Consider the following 14,977-nt stretch of genomic DNA (forward strand, 5'->3'; position numbering starts at 1 on the left):
GCCAGCCAGGCTGTGGCCATGGCAATCGACACCTCCACCGCACCGGCCACGCCGGTCGCCGCACAGGCCCCGCAGGACGGCCGGCTCTCCGGCCGGGCGAAGCTGGTCCTGTTCGTGCTCTGCGCCGCCCAGTTCATGGTGGCGCTCGACTTCTCCGTACTGAACGTGGCGCTGCCCGTCCTCGGCGACGACCTGGGTCTGAGCCGGTCCGCGCTCCAGTGGGCGGTCACCGCGTTCGCGCTGCCGTCCGGCGGCTTCCTGCTCCTGTTCGGCCGGATCGCCGACCTGTACGGCCGCAGGAAGCTGTTCCTGACCGGTCTCGCCCTCTTCGGCGCGGCCTCGCTGCTCGCCACCCTCGCCTGGGACCCGGCGTCGTTCCTGACCGGCCGCGCGCTGCAGGGCCTGGGCGCCGCGGTGATCGTGCCGACCGGTATGTCGCTGCTGACCACCACCTTCCCCGAGGGCCCGCAGCGCGACCGGGCGCTCGGCATCAGCGGCACCCTGCTCTCGCTCGGCTTCACCGTCGGCATGGTGCTCGGCGGGGTCATGACGGACACGCTGGGCTGGCGCTCGACCATGGGTCTGCTCGCGGTCGCCTCGGTGATCGTCCTCGCCCTGGCGCCGGGGCTGCTGTCCGAGTCGCGCACCCCGGACCGGCCGCGCCTGGACGTGCCGGGCGCGGTCGCCGTCACCGGCGGTCTGCTCGCGCTGATCTACTCCCTGTCGACGGCGGCCCAGCGCGGCTTCGGCGGCGCGGACGTATGGGGCACCCTGGTCGCCGGTCTGGCGCTGCTCGCCGCGTTCGTGGTGGTCGAGTCCAGGGCGCAGGCCCCGCTGGTCTCGCTGCCGATGCTGAAGCGCCGCACGGTGGCGTGGGGCAACCTGGGCGGTCTGGTCACCTTCTCGATGATGTCGACGGTCGTCTTCGTGCTGACCCTCTACCTCCAGGACGTCCTGGGCCTGTCGTCCTTCCGGACGGGTCTGGTCTTCGGCGTCCAGGGCGTCCTGTCGGCCGTCGCCGGCGGTTACGCCGCCAAGGTCATCGGCCGCTTCGGCGCCCGCCGCACCCTGGTCGCCTCGCTGCTCGGCCAGGGCCTGTTCATCGCGCTGCTGCTCGCCCTGGGCCGCGAGTCGGGCGCGCTGCTGGCCACCGTCGCCGTCTCGCTGGCCAGCATGTGCCACCTGGGCGCGATCATCTCGTACGGAGTGACCGTCACCAGCGGTGTGCCCGACGAGGAGCAGGGGCTGGCGACGGGTCTGGTCACCACCACCCAGCAGGTCGGCCTCACCATCGGCATCCCGCTGCTCGGCGTGCTCGCCACGACCGGGGGCGACCTCTTCCACGGCGTGCGGACGGTGCTGGTGATCGACGCGGTGATCGTGGTGGCGGCCGCGGGCCTGGTGGCGGTCGGTCTCGGCCGCCGGAAGGGCTGAGCCGTCAGGGCCGGTCGAGCCGGAGCCGCTCGGCCTTCGGGAGACCGGCCACGACCAGGTCGTACGAGTCCTCGATCAGCTCCCGGACCAGCCGGTCCGGGAGCTGATCCACGTCCACGGTGTTCCAGTGGCGCTTGTTCATGTGCCAGCCGGGGATGATCGCCTCGTACTCGGCGCGCAGCCGCACCGCCTCGTCCGGGTCGCACTTGAGGTTGGCCTTCAGCGGGGTGCCGCCCAGGTTGCTCAGCGCGAACATCTTCCCGAGCACCTTGAAGACGGAGGTCTCCGAGCCGAAGGGGAACTCCTCGGTCGCGGCGTTGAACGCCAGGCAGAAGGTCCGGAACTCCTGAGGGGTCACGCCTCTTCCTCCTCCTTGACCAGCACCGGCTCCACCAGCACGGTCACGATCTTGTTCCGGCGGCCCGCCGGGGACTCCGCCGTCAGCCGCAGAGCCCGCCCGTCGGGCAGGTCCACGACCGCCGTGGCGCCCGCGATCGGCACCCGGCCGAGCGCCTTGGCGAGCAGTCCGCCGACCGTCTCCACGTCCTCGTCGTCGAACGCGTCGAGCCCGAACAGCTCGCCCAGGTCGCCGATGTCGAGCCGCGCGGTGACCCGGAAGCAGCCGTCCGCGAGCTCCTCTACCGGCGGCAGCTCCCGGTCGTACTCGTCGGTGATCTCGCCGACGATCTCCTCCAGGATGTCCTCGATGGTGACGATGCCGGCCGTGCCGCCGTACTCGTCGATGACGACGGCGACGTGGCTGCGGTCCTGCTGCATCTCGCGCAGCAGGTCGCCCGCGTTCTTGGTGTCGGGCACGAAGGCCGCCGGGCGCATCGCGGTGGAGACCAGGTCGGCCTCGGAGTCACGGTTGATGTGCGTCTTGCGGACCAGGTCCTTGAGGTAGACGACGCCGACGACGTCGTCCTCGTTCTCGCCGGTCACCGGGATCCTGGAGAAGCCCGAGCGCAGCGCGAGGGTGAGCGCCTGGCGGATGGTCTTGTAGCGCTCGATGCAGACGAGGTCGGTGCGCGGCACCATCACCTCGCGCACCAGCGTGTCGCCGAGCTCGAAGACCGAGTGCACCATCCGGCGCTCGTCGTCCTCGATCAGCGACTCCTGCTCGGCGAGGTCGACCATCGCGCGCAGCTCGGCCTCGGAGGCGAACGGGCCCTTGCGGAAGCCCTTTCCGGGCGTGAGCGCGTTGCCGAGGAGGATCAGCAGCTGCGGCACCGGTCCCATGATCCTGGCCAGCGGCAGCAGCACATACGCGGCGGCCGTCGCCGTGTTCAGCGGGTGCTGGCGGCCGATGGTGCGCGGCGAGACGCCGACCGCGACGTACGAGACGAGGACCATCACCGCGATGGCGACGAGCAGCGCCGTCCAGGTCTCGCCGAAGTCCTCCAGGCAGACGTAGGTGACCAGGACCCCGGCCGCCATCTCGCAGGCGACCCGGACGAGGAGCGCCACATTGAGGTAGCGGGTGGGGTCGGCGGCCACCTGGGCGAGCTTGGCCGCACCGCGCCGCCCCGACCGCACGGCCTCGGCCGCGCGGAACGAGGACGTACGGGCGATGCCCGCCTCCGCGCAGGCGGCCAGCCAGGCGACCACGACCAGGGCGACGGCGCCGAAGAGCAGCTGCCCGGTCATGAGACGGTCGGCGCCGGGGAGGGGCCGGTGTGGCCCTTCTCCGCCCGCCAGCCGTCCACGATCGCCGCCTGCAGGCCGAACATCTCGGCCTTCTCGTCCGGCTCCTCGTGGTCGTACCCCAGCAGGTGCAGCACTCCGTGGACGGTGAGGAGCTGGAGCTCCTCGTCCATGGAGTGCTGCGTCGGCGCGTCCTCGCCCTGCTTCTTGGCGACCTCGGGGCAGAGCACGATGTCACCGAGGAGCCCCTGCGGGGGCTCCTCGTCGTCCTTCATCGGCGGACGCAGCTCGTCCATCGGGAAGGACATGACGTCGGTCGGACCGGGCAGGTCCATCCACTGGATGTGCAGCTGCTCCATGGCCTCGGCGTCCACGACGATCACCGAGAGCTCGGAGAGCGGGTGGATCCGCATCCGCGTGAGCGCGTAGCGGGCGATGTCGAGGATCGCCTGCTCGTCGACCTCGGTTCCGGACTCGTTGTTGACGTCGATCGACATGGTGCGCTCTGACTACTTCCCGTTGCGGTCCTGCTGGCTGTCGTACTTCTCGTACGCGTCGACGATACGGCCGACGAGCTTGTGCCGGACGACGTCCTGGGACGACAGCCGGGAGAAGTGGACGTCCTCGACACCCTCCAGGATCTCCTGGACCTGGCGCAGACCACTCTTCGTCCCGTTCGGCAGGTCGACCTGGGTGATGTCACCCGTGATGACGATCTTCGAGTCGAAGCCGAGGCGGGTGAGGAACATCTTCATCTGTTCGGCGCTGGTGTTCTGCGCCTCGTCCAGAATGATGAACGCGTCGTTCAGGGTGCGTCCGCGCATGTACGCCAGCGGGGCGACCTCGATCGTTCCGGCCGCCATCAGGCGGGGGATCGAGTCGGGGTCCAGCATGTCGTGCAGCGCGTCGTAGAGCGGGCGCAGATACGGGTCGATCTTCTCGTAGAGCGTGCCCGGCAGGAAGCCGAGGCGCTCGCCCGCCTCGACGGCGGGGCGGGTCAGGATGATCCGGGTGACCTGCTTGGACTGCAGGGCCTGGACCGCCTTGGCCATGGCGAGGTAGGTCTTTCCCGTACCGGCGGGGCCGATGCCGAAGACGATCGTGTGCTTGTCGATCGCGTCGACGTACCGCTTCTGGTTGAGGGTCTTGGGGCGGATGGTGCGACCACGGCTGGAGAGGATGTTCTGCGTCAGCACATCGGCCGGCGTCTCGTGGCCGTCCTCCCCCTTGCCGTTCTCGCTCGCCCTGAGCATGGCGATCGAGCGTTCCACTGCGTCCTCCGTCATCGGCAGACCGGTGCGGAGCACCAGCATCATCTGGTCGAACAGGCGTTGGATGAGCGCGACTTCCGCCGGGATCCCCGTGGCACTGATCTCGTTGCCCCGGACATGGATGTCGGCCGCCGGGAAGGCCTTCTCGATCACGCGCAGCAGCGAGTCACCGGATCCGAGCAGCATCACCATCGGGTGCTTGGCAGGGACCTTGATCTGGGCACTCGCCTGCGGCTGTGTGGGTGTCTGAGTCATGGGCCGGCGCTGGGGCCTGCGCATACCTCCCGTTGCAGGGTTCTCGCTGCTCGACAACCTCTGGAACACCAAGCCTACGACCTGGCACTGACAGCGCCGAGGGGTTTTACCGGGTGGGAAGCGCCGCGGGGGTTTTACCGGGTGGGAAGCGCCGCGGGGGCTGATGCCGTCTCCCGGCTGCGGGCCGTGGTGGGCTGGTCGCGCAGTTCCCCGCGCCCCTTCAGGGCGCCCCTTCGGGGCGTCCCCTTGCGGCCGGACGCTCACGCCGGACTGCGGAAGCCGATCGTGGGGACCGCCCGGCGCAGGGGCCACGGCCGGGCCGCGCCCGGCAGCAGGCCCTCCAGGAACTCGTAGCGGCGCAGGGCCTCGGGGTCCTGCCCGGGCCGGGTGCGGACGGCCTGCCACCACGCGGCGATCTCCGCCCAGCCCGGCGCCGAGAGCGAACCCCCGAACTCCTGGACCGACAGCGCGGCCGTCAGCCCGGCGAACGCGAGGCGGTCCGCCAGCGGCCACCCCGCGAGCGTCCCGGTGACGAACCCGGCCACGAACACGTCGCCCGCCCCGGTCGGGTCGAGCGCCTCCACGGCGATGGCGGGCACCTCGGCGGTCTCCCCGGTCGAGCCGTCCACCGCGTACGCGCCCTCCGCGCCCAGGGTGACCACCGCGACCGGCACCTTCTCGGCCAGGGCGCGGGCGGCCGCGCGCGGGCAGTCGGTGCGCGTGTAGCGCATCGCCTCGCCCGCGTTGGGCAGGAACGCCTCGCAGTGTTCGAGCCCGGTCAGGCCCGCCAGGTCCCAGTGCCCGGTGTCGTCCCAGCCGACGTCGGCGAAGATCCGCGAGCCGTGCCGGGCGGCGTCGGCGATCCACTCCTCGGCGCGGCCGGGCACCAGCGAGGCGATCGCGGCACGCGCGCGTGGCGGCGTGGCGGGCGCGCCCGCGTGGAAGGGCACCGCCTCCAGGGGCGCCTCGTGGCCGTGCGAGACCATGGTCCGCTCGCCCTCGTACGCCATGGAGACGGTGACCGGCGAGTGCCAGCCGGGCACGGTCCGCGACAGCGAGAGGTCGATGCCCTCGCCCTGCTCCAGGGCGTCCCAGCAGTATTCGCCGTAGTGGTCGTCGCCGAAGGCCGCCGCCAGCGAGGTGCGCAGCCCGAGCCGGGCGAGCGCGATGGCCATGTTGGCGACCCCGCCGGGGCTGGAGCCCATGCCGCGCGCCCAGGACTCGGTGCCCCGCACGGGGGCCGAGTCGAGCCCGGTGAAGATGATGTCGAGGAAGACGGTCCCGGTCAGGAAGACGTCGCACTCCGGGTCGCGTGGCCGGCGCACCTTGTCCAGCGGGTCGACGCCCGCGGTGTGGCCCCCCTGGGCGGCGCGGTCCTGCTGCTCTCTGCTGGATGTGGTCACGGCGGGCTCCCCGTTCGCGTACGGATGGGGCCAGTGTGCCCGATCCGTACACGCGGGGGAGGGGCCGCGGACGGCCCCGGCGAGGGGCGGCGAGCGGCCCGGTGACCGGCCGGTGGGCGGTCCGGTGGGCGGTCCGGTGGGCGGTCCGGTGGGCGGTCCGGTGGCGGTCCGGTGGGCGGTCCGGTGGCGGTCCGGTGGCGGTCCGGTGGGCGGTCCTACCAGCGCGGCAGGGACGGTGTGCGCCACTGTTCGTGGCCGGGGGCGCGGCGCATCGCGGCGGCGTCGTCGCGGTCGCGCAGGGTGCCGTCGTCCTCCAGCCAGCGCCGGTGGAGGCGGTCGAGCGCGTCCCGGTCGAGGGTGACGCCGAGCCCCGGCGCGTCGGAGACGGCGAGCCGCCCCTCCCGGAAGACGTGGCGGTCCACGACGACGTCCTCGCTCTGCCACGGGTAGTGGCTGTCGCACGCGTAGTCGAGGTTGGGCACGGTCGCGGCGACGTGGGTCATCGCGGCGAGGCTGATGCCCATATGGGTGTTGGAGTGCATGGACAGGCCCACCCCGAAGGTGCGGCAGACGGCGGCCAGCTCCCGGGTGTTGCGCAGCCCGCCCCAGTAGTGGTGGTCGCTGAGGACGACCTGCACGGCGTCGCTGCGGAAGGCCTCGCGTATCTCGGGGAACGTGGTCACGCACATGTTGGTGGCGAGCGGGACGGAGGTGCCCGCGGAGACCTCCGCCATCGCGCGCGTGCCGGATGCCGGGTCCTCCAGGTACTCCAGTACGTCCGCGAGCTCGGCCGCGACGCGCAGCGAAGTGGCCGCGCTCCAGCCGCCGTTCGGGTCGAGCCGCAGCGGATGCCCCGGGAAGGCCTCGGCGAGCGCCTGGACCGCGGCGACCTCCTGCTCGGGCGGGAAGACACCGCCCTTCAGCTTGAAGGAGGTGAACCCGTACGCGCGCACGAACCGGCGCGCCTGCGCCACGATCCCGGCGGGGTCGAGAGCCGCCCCCCAGTCGTCCTTCTCGCCCGCCCCGCCCGGGTGTTCGGCCCACCGGTAGAAGAGATAGGCGCTGTACTCCACGCTGTCGCGGACCTTGCCGCCGAGGAGGGTGTGCACGGGCACACCGAGCGTCTTGCCGAGCGCGTCGAGGCAGGCGACCTCGAAGGCGGAGACGACGGAGAGCCGCAGCTTGTCGGCGCTCTGCACACCGCGCAGCCCGCCGACGTCGACGGAGTGGTCGACGCGATCGCCGTTGACGGGCAGTTCGTTCATAAGGGTGAACAGCCCTGGGAGGTCGGAGAGGTGGTGCCCGGCGGCGAGGAGGGAGGCGGCGTACGGCCGGGCCAGCTCCAGGTACTTGGTGTCGCCGTAGGTCTCCCCCACCCCCGTGACACCGCTGTCGGTGACGACTTCGACGACGAGGCGAGGGGTGTACGGCTGATGCACGCCCTGGACGTTGAGGAGCGGGGGGTCGGAGATGAGGACAGGGGTGAGCCGGATGTCGACGATGCGGTGCTCGCGTATATCCATGGGAATGGAGGCTAGATATGTGAACGAGGCGGGTCAAGGGAAGACCGCCGGAGCGGAGGCGGGGAAACGACGGTCTGCCCACGCCCCCACCGCTCCAAACAAAATGTGACCCAGATCACTACAGTCTACCTTTTCGTGCACTCCGGGCGCTTGATACAAATTGGGCCGCGTTCCCGTGCGTGCCAACACCGGGCCGTATCCCCCTCTTTGAACTTTCTCCGCTTCTCCTCTGCTCTGCTCTGCCTCTCCGCACCTCCTGCCCGTTCGGGCACCGCTCCCTGGAACGCCCATGTCCGCACGCCCTCGTGCCGCCTGGCCTCTGGTCGCCGTCTTCACGGCCGGCTACCTCGCCGCCTATCTGCTCCCGACCGTCGTGGGCCGCCTCTCCTCCGGCCTCGGTCTCTCCCCCACCCAAGCCGGACTCATCGGCTCCACCCTGCTGTTGAGCTCGGCGGCGGCGGGCTTCACGCTGGCGGCGCGGGTGGAGCGGTACGGGGAGCGCCGCCTCGCCCGGCTCGGCCTGCTGCTCGCGCTGGGCGGTTACGGCGCCGCCGCGCTCACGTCGCTGCTCCCGCTGGTCGTGGCGGGGGCGGTGGTCGGGGGCTTCGGGTCCGGTACGGCGACGGCGGTGGCCGCGTCGGGGATGGCCGCGCGGCGGGACCCGCACCGGCTGACCACGTTCGGGCTGCTGTCCGTGTCCGCGACGGCCGGGGCGCTGTATCTGACGATCCCTCACTTCGGGGGCGGCCACGGGTTGCCGTTCGCGGCGCTCGCGGGGGTGGCGGGGTCGGTGTGGCCGGTGACGACGCACCTGCCGGGCCCGGCGCCGGTCCACGTGGCCGAGCGTCTGCCGTCTCCCCGCCTGCCGCGCCGCCGCTCGGGCTCGGTCCTGGCGGCGGCGATGCTCTGCTGGTCCCTGGCGCAGAACGCGCTGTGGGGCGTGAGCGGCCGCATCGGCCTGACCCAGGCCGGCCTGACCGAGGTCACGGTGGGCGCGGTGTTCGCCGTGGCGCTGGGCGCGGGCCTGCTCGGGGTGACCGGGGCGGGGGCGCTGGGCGCGCGGCTGGGGCGCGCGGTGCCGATCGGGGTGGGGACGGTGGTGATCGCGGGGTGCGTGGTGCTGAGTTCGTCGGCGCGGGGTCTGGTGTCCTTCGCGTGCGGCGAGATCCTCTGGAACGTCTTCTACCCCGTGGTGCTCTCGTACTTGCTCGCCCTGGCGGCGTCCCTGGACCCGCGCGGCCGCTGGGCGGTCCTGGCGGGCTCGGCGTCGTCCCTGGGGGTGGCGTGCGGACCGCTGGCGGGGAGCGTGCTGTCGTCCCAGGCGGGGTACGGCGGGATGGGGGCGGTCTTGGGGCTGGTGCTACTGGTGGTGGCCGCACCCCTGACGACCCTGGCCCGCCACCGCCCCCTTGCGACCGCGCCCATCCCCGGCCCGACGCCCCAGACGCTCCACCCTGCGGGCGGGAGCGAGTTCAGCCTCTCGGTGTGAGCGCCGCCTGCGGGCCGGTGGGGGCTGGGCCGAGGCTGCCGCGTGGCCGACGGCGCGGATGAGTCGCAGAGTGGAAGGGGACGGCAAAAGAGAGGAGCGCGGCGATGCCAGCGACGACGCGTAGTGATGCTCCGGTCGTGATCGAGGGCGGCGGCGTGGAGGTGCGTATGAGGGAGGTCGGGGGAAACATGGCCGCGGTCTTCGCGCGCTTCCCCAAGGGCACGGACATGGCGCCGGTCTGCAAGGGGCTACCCGACGACCTGTGCCCGTGCCCGCACTGGGGATACCTGCTCAAGGGCACCCTCAAAATGCGGACGCGGCATGGCGATGAGGTCTACGAGGAGGGACAGGCATTCTACTGGCCCCCCGGCCACGCCCCCGAGGCGCTGGAGGACTGCGAGTACGTGGACTTCTCGCCGACGAAGGAGTTCCACGAGGTGGTCGAGCACATCAAGACCCAGATGAGCTGAGTTCGACAGCGGCTTATGGCCCGGCGAGCCACAGGTTGCGGGCGGGGCCGACAAGACCCTCTGCCCGCCGGAGACGCCCCATTCCCGGCACCCCCCTGGACGCGCCCCCCCAGGGGTGCGAGGAACTGCGCGACCAGCCGCCCCCCAGGGGCGCGGGGAACTGCGCGACCAGCCCCCACCGGCCCGCAGACAAACACGAGCGCCGGGGCGAAGCCCCGTAAGCGGGGTGCAGGGGCCGCAGGCCCCGCGGGCGGGGGCCGGGGGCGCAGCCCCCGGGGGACCAGCTCAGCCCACCCCCACCCCCGGAGGGTCTAGGGAAGGGGCGGGGTGGGGAACTCATACGCGTCGACCTCCGCCAGGTACCCCTCTCGCACCCCCTCCTCCCCCTCCAAGAACGCCGCCAGGAACGAGTTGCGCGCGAGCGTCCGCAGATCCTCGGGAGACAGATCCAGCGCCGCCCCGACCGCGTCGAACGTGTCCCCGACGTACCCCCCGAAGTACGCCGGATCGTCAGAGTTCACCGTGCACATCAACCCCGCGTCCATCATCCGCCGCAACGGATGCTCCTCCAGCGCGGACACGGCCCGCAGCCGGACGTTGGAGAGCGGGCACAGCGTCAGCGGGATCCGGTCGCGGACGAGGCGGGCGACGAGCGAAGGGTCCTCCAGGGCCCGCAGCCCGTGGTCCACCCGCTCCACCCCCAGCACGTCGAGCGCCTCGGTGATGTACGACGGCGGCCCCTCCTCCCCCGCGTGCGCCACCTTCCGCAGCCCCAGCGAGTCCGCCACCGCGTACACCTCGCGGAACTTCGCGGGCGGATGCCCGACCTCCGCCGAGTCGAGGCCGATGCCCACGATCCGGTGCAGATACGGCCGCGCCGCCTCCAGCGTCTCCAGGGCGGACTCGGCCGACTGGTCGCGCAGGAAGCAGAGGATCAGCCGCGTCGTGATGCCGTGCCGGGCCTCTCTGCGGTCCAGGGCCCGGCCGAGCCCCTCCACGACCGTCCCGATCGCCACCCCGCGCGCCGTGTGCGCCTGCGGGTCGAAGAAGATCTCCGCGTGCCGCACCCCCTGCGCCGCGGCCCGCGCCAGATACGCCTCCGCCAGCGCCTCGAAGTCGTCCTCCGTACGCAGCACCGCCATCAGCGAGTAGTACAGGTCGAGGAAGGACTGGAGGTCGTCGAAGAGGTACGCCTTGCGCAGCTCCTCGGTGTCCGCGTACGGCAGCTGTACGCCGTTGCGCGCGGCGAGTTCGAAGGCGAGCTCGGGTTCGAGGGTGCCTTCGATGTGAAGGTGGAGTTCGGCTTTGGGGAGGGGCATGGAGGCGCTTCCTGAACGTGGCTGGTAAGAAAGAACAGTAGGACGGCGGCTACGCCGACCGTTTCGGTAGCGGCACCCTCGTCAGGTCGGCCGCGATCGTCAGCTCCCCCTCGAACCCCGCCCTCCGCGCCTGCTCCTCGAACGCGGCCGGGTCCGCGTACCGCTGCGAGAAGTGCGTGAGGACGAGGTGGCGGACCCCCGCGTCGCGGGCCGCCCCGGCGGCCTGACCCGCCGTCAGATGCCCGTGGTCCTCCGCGAGCGTCGCGTCCTCGTCCAGGAACGTCGACTCCACGACCAGCATGTCGCAGCCCTCGGCGAGCTCCGGCACGCCGTCGCAGAGCCGGGTGTCCATGACGAAGGCGAACCGCTGGCCGCGCCGCGTCTCGCTGACGTCGTCCAGCGTCACCCCGCCGAGCGCGCCCTCGCGCTGGAGGCGGCCCACGTCCGGCCCGGCGATGCCGTGCTCGGCCAGGAGCGCGGGCAGCATCCGCCGCCGGTCCGGCTCGGTGATCCGGTAGCCGTACGACTCGACCGGGTGCGAGAGCCGCCGCGCTTCGAGCGTGTACGCGTCGGTCGCGGCCAGCACCGCCCCCTCGCCCTCGACCGGCACCTGCGCCAGCTCGACCGTCTCGCGGTAGGCCGTCGCGTACCGCAGCCGGTCGAAGAAGTGCTGCCCGCTCGCCGGGTAGTGCGCGGTGACCGGGTGCGGCACGCGGTCGAGGTTGATCCGCTGGATCACCCCGGCGAGCCCCAGCGAGTGGTCGCCGTGGAAGTGCGTGACGCAGATCCGGTCGATGTCGTGCGCGGCCACGCCGGCCCGCAGCATCTGCCGCTGGGTGCCCTCGCCGGGGTCGAAGAGGATGCCCTCGCCGTCCCAGCGCAGCAGATAGCCGTTGTGGTTGCGGTGCCGGGTCGGGACCTGGCTGGCGGTGCCGAGCACCACCAATTCACGTACGGACAACGCCTGTTACTCCGATTGCCTCACGAAGACCTGCCGAGCACCCGGGAGCGCCCGCCTGTCCGGCTGGGGGTCGCCCCCGGAAAGAGCGGCCCGGTCCTATCCCGGCGGCCACTGCAGGCCGCGCCCGCCGAGCAGGTGGGCGTGGGCGTGGAAGACGGTCTGGCCCGCGCCGCTGCCGGTGTTGAAGACGACCCGGTACCCGCTGCCGTCGATCTTCTCGGCGGCGGCGATCTCCCCGGCCTCGCGCAGGACATCGGCGGCGATCACCGGCTCGGCGGCCGCGAGCGAGGCGGCGTCGGGGTAGTGGACGCGCGGGATGACGAGGATGTGCGTCGGCGCCTGGGGGTTGATGTCGCGGAACGCCACGACGGTCTCGGTCTCCCGGACGACGGTCGCCGGGACGTCCCCCGAGACGATCTTGCAGAACAGGCAGTCCGCCTGCGGCTCTCCGGCCACGGTCCTGAGCTCCTCGGTCGCGGTGGAACAGTGGATCAGCTAGGGGCATGCTACTGACGTTTGCCCGCCGATCCCCATTCGCCCCGGATCCGTCCACCCGGGCCCGCCGCCCCGGACCCGCCCGCTCCGGTTTGTCACTTGCCCTGGAACGTCTCCGTCACGGTCACCGTGACCGTCACCGTCGGGCGGCTGCCCGGCTTGCCCGGGGGCCTGGGGGTGGTCCTGGTGGGGGGCGGGGCGTTGCAGTCGCCCAGGACGTTCGCGTGGAAGACCGTGCGGTCCCCGACCTTCGCCGTCAGGTCGCCCCGAACGCAGCGGTCCTCGCGCTCCTCCGTGACCTTGCCGGTGACGCTGATCTTCTTGTTGTCGTCGGTGCGGCCCCGGCAGTCGACCGTGGCGACCGTGCGGGTCGAACCGGCCGACGGGGTACGCGTCGAGGTGCCGCCGCCGTCGACCTTCGCCGTGCACGTCAAGTAGCGCACCTTGATGCCGTCGTGCTCCAGCTTGCTCGTGGCGACCTTGTCGGTGGTCACCGAGACGGTGACCGAGCTCATGCCGCCGACCGGGTCGCACGCCGCGGCGCCGACGGCGGCCGCCCCGGCCAGGCCGAGCGCGGCGAGCGCGCGCCGGTGGCGCAGCGGCAACGTTACGTATCTCCTTGCCCCCATACGCGCCAGCGTCCCACCACCGCGCCGGGCGCGATAGAGGGCTTTACGACGTCACGACCAGCGTCCGATGCGCCCCATCAGCAGTGCGGCCGCCGCCGTGCCCGCCGTGGAGGTGCGCAGAACGCTCGGGCCGAGCCGGTACGGCCGGGCGCCCGCCTCGGCGAAGGCCGCCAACTCCTCGGGGGAGACGCCCCCTTCGGGGCCCACCACCAGGACGATCTCCCCTTGGGCGGGCAGTTCGGCCGTGGCCAGCGGCTCGCTCGGGGCCTCCCGGTCCTCGTGCAGCACGGCGGCGAAATCAGCCGTGGCCAAAAACGCGACAACCTGCTTGGTCGTCATCGCGTCCCGTACCTCCGGGAACCGCACCCGGCGCGACTGCTTGCCCGACTCCCGCGCCGTCGCGCGCCACTTGGCGAGGGACTTGGCGCCCCGGTCGCCCTTCCACTGCGTGATGCAGCGCGAGGCCTGCCACGGCACCACGGCGTCGACGCCCGTCTCGGTCATCGTCTCGACGGCGACCTCGCCCCGGTCGCCCTTGGGCAGCGCCTGGACGACGGTGATGCGCGGCTCCGGCTCGGGCTCCGTCGCCAGTGAGTCGAGCTGGACGATCAGGCGGTCCTTGCCCTCGGTCTCCAGGACCACGCAGTCCGCCCAGTTGCCGAGCCCGTCGGTCAGGACGACGTCCTCGCCGGGCTGCATCCGCTTCACGGAGACGGCGTGCCTCCCCTCGGGGCCGTCCAGGACGTACCGGCCGCCCGGCCCGGACTCGTGGAAACGGTCGACGACGAAGACCGGGGCGGTCATGACGCACTCCTCATGTGGTTCGCTTTCTCGATGCGTCGGCCAACGCGGCCAGCGCGGCGTCCAGTTCGGCCGCCAGGACCTCCACCAGCCGCCCGGCCGGCAGCGCCCGCGCCAGCCGGTGCCCCTGCCCCGCCCACAGCGCCATCCCCTGGGCGTCGCCCGCCGCCGCGGCGGCCCGCCGCAGCCCGGCGGTGAGCTGGTGCACCTCCGGATAGGCGGCCGGGGCGTACGGCCCGTGCTCGCGCATGAACCGGTTGACCAGGCCCCGCGCCGGGCGTCCGGAGAACGCCCGCGTCAACTCCGTACGGACGAACAGCGGGTTGGTCAGCGCCTGCTTGTGCAGCGCGTGCGCGCCGGACTCGGGGCAGGCCAGGAAGGCCGTGCCGAGCTGCGCCGCGTCGGCGCCCGCCGCGAGCACCGCCGCGATCTGGGCGCCGCGCATCAGCCCGCCGGCCGCGATCACCGGCAGGCGTACGCTCTCGCGGACCTGGGTGATCAGCGAGAGCAGCCCGATCCCGGAGCCGTCGGCCTGCGGGTCGTCGCGGTGGGTCGACTGGTGGCCGCCGGCCTCTATCCCCTGGACGCACACGGCGTCGGCCCCGGCGAGCTGCGCGGCCAGCGCCTCGTCGGGGGTGGTCACGGTGACGACGGTGTACGTGCCGAGGGTGGCGAACGCGGCGAGCACCTCGCGCTCGGGGCAGCCGAAGGTGAAGGAGACGGCCGCGACCGGGTCGTCGCGCAGGATCGCCAGCTTGGCCTCGTAGCCATCGTCACCGCCGGAGTCGGCGTCGCCCAGCGGCGTCTCGTACCAGGTGGCCTCGCCCGCCAGCTGGTTGCGGTACACCTCGATGACGGCCGGGTCGGTGTGCGTCGGCTGCGGCATGAACAGGTTGACCCCGAACGGCCGCGCGGTGAGCCCGCGCAGCTGCTTGACCTCCTGGTACATCCCGTCGGCCGTCTTGTACCCGGCGGCCAGGAACCCGAGTCCACCGGCGTCACAGACCGCGGCGGCCAGACCGGGGGCGGAGACGCCACCGGCCATGGGAGCCTGCACGATCGGATACCGGCAGAGATCGGTCAAAGCCATGCCCGCATCGTGCCACGGGCCCGCTCCGGCACCGAATCGCCCGTCCCGCCATGTGGGCTGCACCCTCGGACCCGGCTCGGCCTGCGGGCCGCCCCTGGGCTCCGCCCCGGGCCCCGTCTTTACCTGCGGACCGTGGTGGGCTGGGCGCGCAGTTCCCCGCGCCCCTAACTACCCAGGGGCGCGGGGAACTGCG

The 14,977-nt window shown here is 72.4% G+C and carries 15 protein-coding genes; 3 read left to right on the forward strand and 12 right to left on the reverse strand.

The window, feature by feature from the left end:
- Positions 1-18 precede the first annotated feature (18 nt).
- On the forward strand, positions 19-1,434 hold the full coding sequence (locus AB0G17_RS33690) for an MFS transporter (protein ID WP_361390855.1): 1,416 nt from the start codon (positions 19-21) through the stop codon (positions 1,432-1,434).
- A gap of 4 nt (positions 1,435-1,438) precedes the next feature.
- Here the strand turns inward: AB0G17_RS33690 and AB0G17_RS33695 are convergent, their stop codons facing one another.
- The 6 genes from AB0G17_RS33695 to AB0G17_RS33720 form a co-directional block, all read right to left on the reverse strand.
- The gene (locus AB0G17_RS33695) at positions 1,439-1,792 is read right to left on the reverse strand and encodes an MmcQ/YjbR family DNA-binding protein (protein WP_361390857.1); all 354 of its coding nucleotides are present in this window, start codon (positions 1,790-1,792) and stop codon (positions 1,439-1,441) included.
- A complete protein-coding gene (locus AB0G17_RS33700; protein ID WP_361390859.1) occupies positions 1,789-3,081 on the reverse strand; it encodes a hemolysin family protein in 1,293 nt (430 codons plus the stop codon). The genes AB0G17_RS33695 and AB0G17_RS33700 overlap by 4 nt, the downstream gene beginning before the upstream one ends.
- Positions 3,078-3,575, reverse strand: a complete 498-nt coding sequence (ybeY, locus tag AB0G17_RS33705; RefSeq protein WP_101388248.1) for an rRNA maturation RNase YbeY — start codon at positions 3,573-3,575, stop codon at positions 3,078-3,080. Before ybeY ends, AB0G17_RS33700 begins: the two co-directional genes overlap by 4 nt.
- Positions 3,576-3,587: 12 nt before the next feature.
- Positions 3,588-4,604, reverse strand: a complete 1,017-nt coding sequence (locus AB0G17_RS33710) for a PhoH family protein (protein ID WP_361390861.1) — start codon at positions 4,602-4,604, stop codon at positions 3,588-3,590.
- A 260-nt stretch (positions 4,605-4,864) separates the two neighbouring features.
- The gene (locus AB0G17_RS33715; protein ID WP_361390863.1) at positions 4,865-6,007 is read right to left on the reverse strand and encodes a PfkB family carbohydrate kinase; all 1,143 of its coding nucleotides are present in this window, start codon (positions 6,005-6,007) and stop codon (positions 4,865-4,867) included.
- A gap of 215 nt (positions 6,008-6,222) precedes the next feature.
- Complete coding sequence (locus tag AB0G17_RS33720; RefSeq protein WP_361390865.1) at positions 6,223-7,530, reverse strand: glucarate dehydratase family protein; 1,308 nt, start codon at positions 7,528-7,530, stop codon at positions 6,223-6,225.
- A 289-nt stretch (positions 7,531-7,819) separates the two neighbouring features.
- Here AB0G17_RS33720 and AB0G17_RS33725 point away from each other — a divergent pair, with 289 nt between their 5' ends.
- Both AB0G17_RS33725 and AB0G17_RS33730 read left to right on the forward strand, forming a co-directional pair.
- Positions 7,820-9,019, forward strand: coding sequence for an MFS transporter (locus AB0G17_RS33725; RefSeq protein ID WP_361390867.1), 1,200 nt, complete (start codon positions 7,820-7,822; stop codon positions 9,017-9,019).
- A gap of 104 nt (positions 9,020-9,123) precedes the next feature.
- On the forward strand, positions 9,124-9,489 hold the full coding sequence (locus AB0G17_RS33730) for a hypothetical protein (RefSeq protein WP_361390869.1): 366 nt from the start codon (positions 9,124-9,126) through the stop codon (positions 9,487-9,489).
- A 311-nt stretch (positions 9,490-9,800) separates the two neighbouring features.
- Here the strand turns inward: AB0G17_RS33730 and AB0G17_RS33735 are convergent, their stop codons facing one another.
- From AB0G17_RS33735 to AB0G17_RS33760, 6 genes are all read right to left on the reverse strand, one after another.
- Positions 9,801-10,808 carry an adenosine deaminase gene (locus AB0G17_RS33735; RefSeq protein ID WP_361390871.1) on the reverse strand — a complete coding sequence of 336 codons (1,008 nt, stop codon included), beginning with the start codon at positions 10,806-10,808 and terminating at the stop codon, positions 9,801-9,803.
- A 49-nt stretch (positions 10,809-10,857) separates the two neighbouring features.
- On the reverse strand, positions 10,858-11,769 hold the full coding sequence (locus AB0G17_RS33740) for a ribonuclease Z (protein WP_361390873.1): 912 nt from the start codon (positions 11,767-11,769) through the stop codon (positions 10,858-10,860).
- A gap of 96 nt (positions 11,770-11,865) precedes the next feature.
- Entirely contained in the window at positions 11,866-12,225 is a 360-nt protein-coding gene (locus AB0G17_RS33745; protein WP_361390875.1) for a histidine triad nucleotide-binding protein, read from the reverse strand.
- Between the two features lie 134 nt (positions 12,226-12,359).
- Entirely contained in the window at positions 12,360-12,869 is a 510-nt protein-coding gene (locus AB0G17_RS33750; RefSeq protein ID WP_361390877.1) for a hypothetical protein, read from the reverse strand.
- A 75-nt stretch (positions 12,870-12,944) separates the two neighbouring features.
- A complete protein-coding gene (locus AB0G17_RS33755) occupies positions 12,945-13,697 on the reverse strand; it encodes a 16S rRNA (uracil(1498)-N(3))-methyltransferase (RefSeq protein ID WP_361390879.1) in 753 nt (250 codons plus the stop codon).
- A gap of 10 nt (positions 13,698-13,707) precedes the next feature.
- Positions 13,708-14,784 (reverse strand): nitronate monooxygenase, encoded by a 1,077-nt coding sequence (locus AB0G17_RS33760; protein WP_361390881.1) that lies wholly within the window; start codon positions 14,782-14,784, stop codon positions 13,708-13,710.
- Positions 14,785-14,977: the final 193 nt, after the last annotated feature.

The sequence above is a fragment of the Streptomyces sp. NPDC023838 genome, assembly GCF_040639555.1.
Taxonomy (GTDB): Bacteria; Actinomycetota; Actinomycetes; order Streptomycetales; family Streptomycetaceae; genus Streptomyces.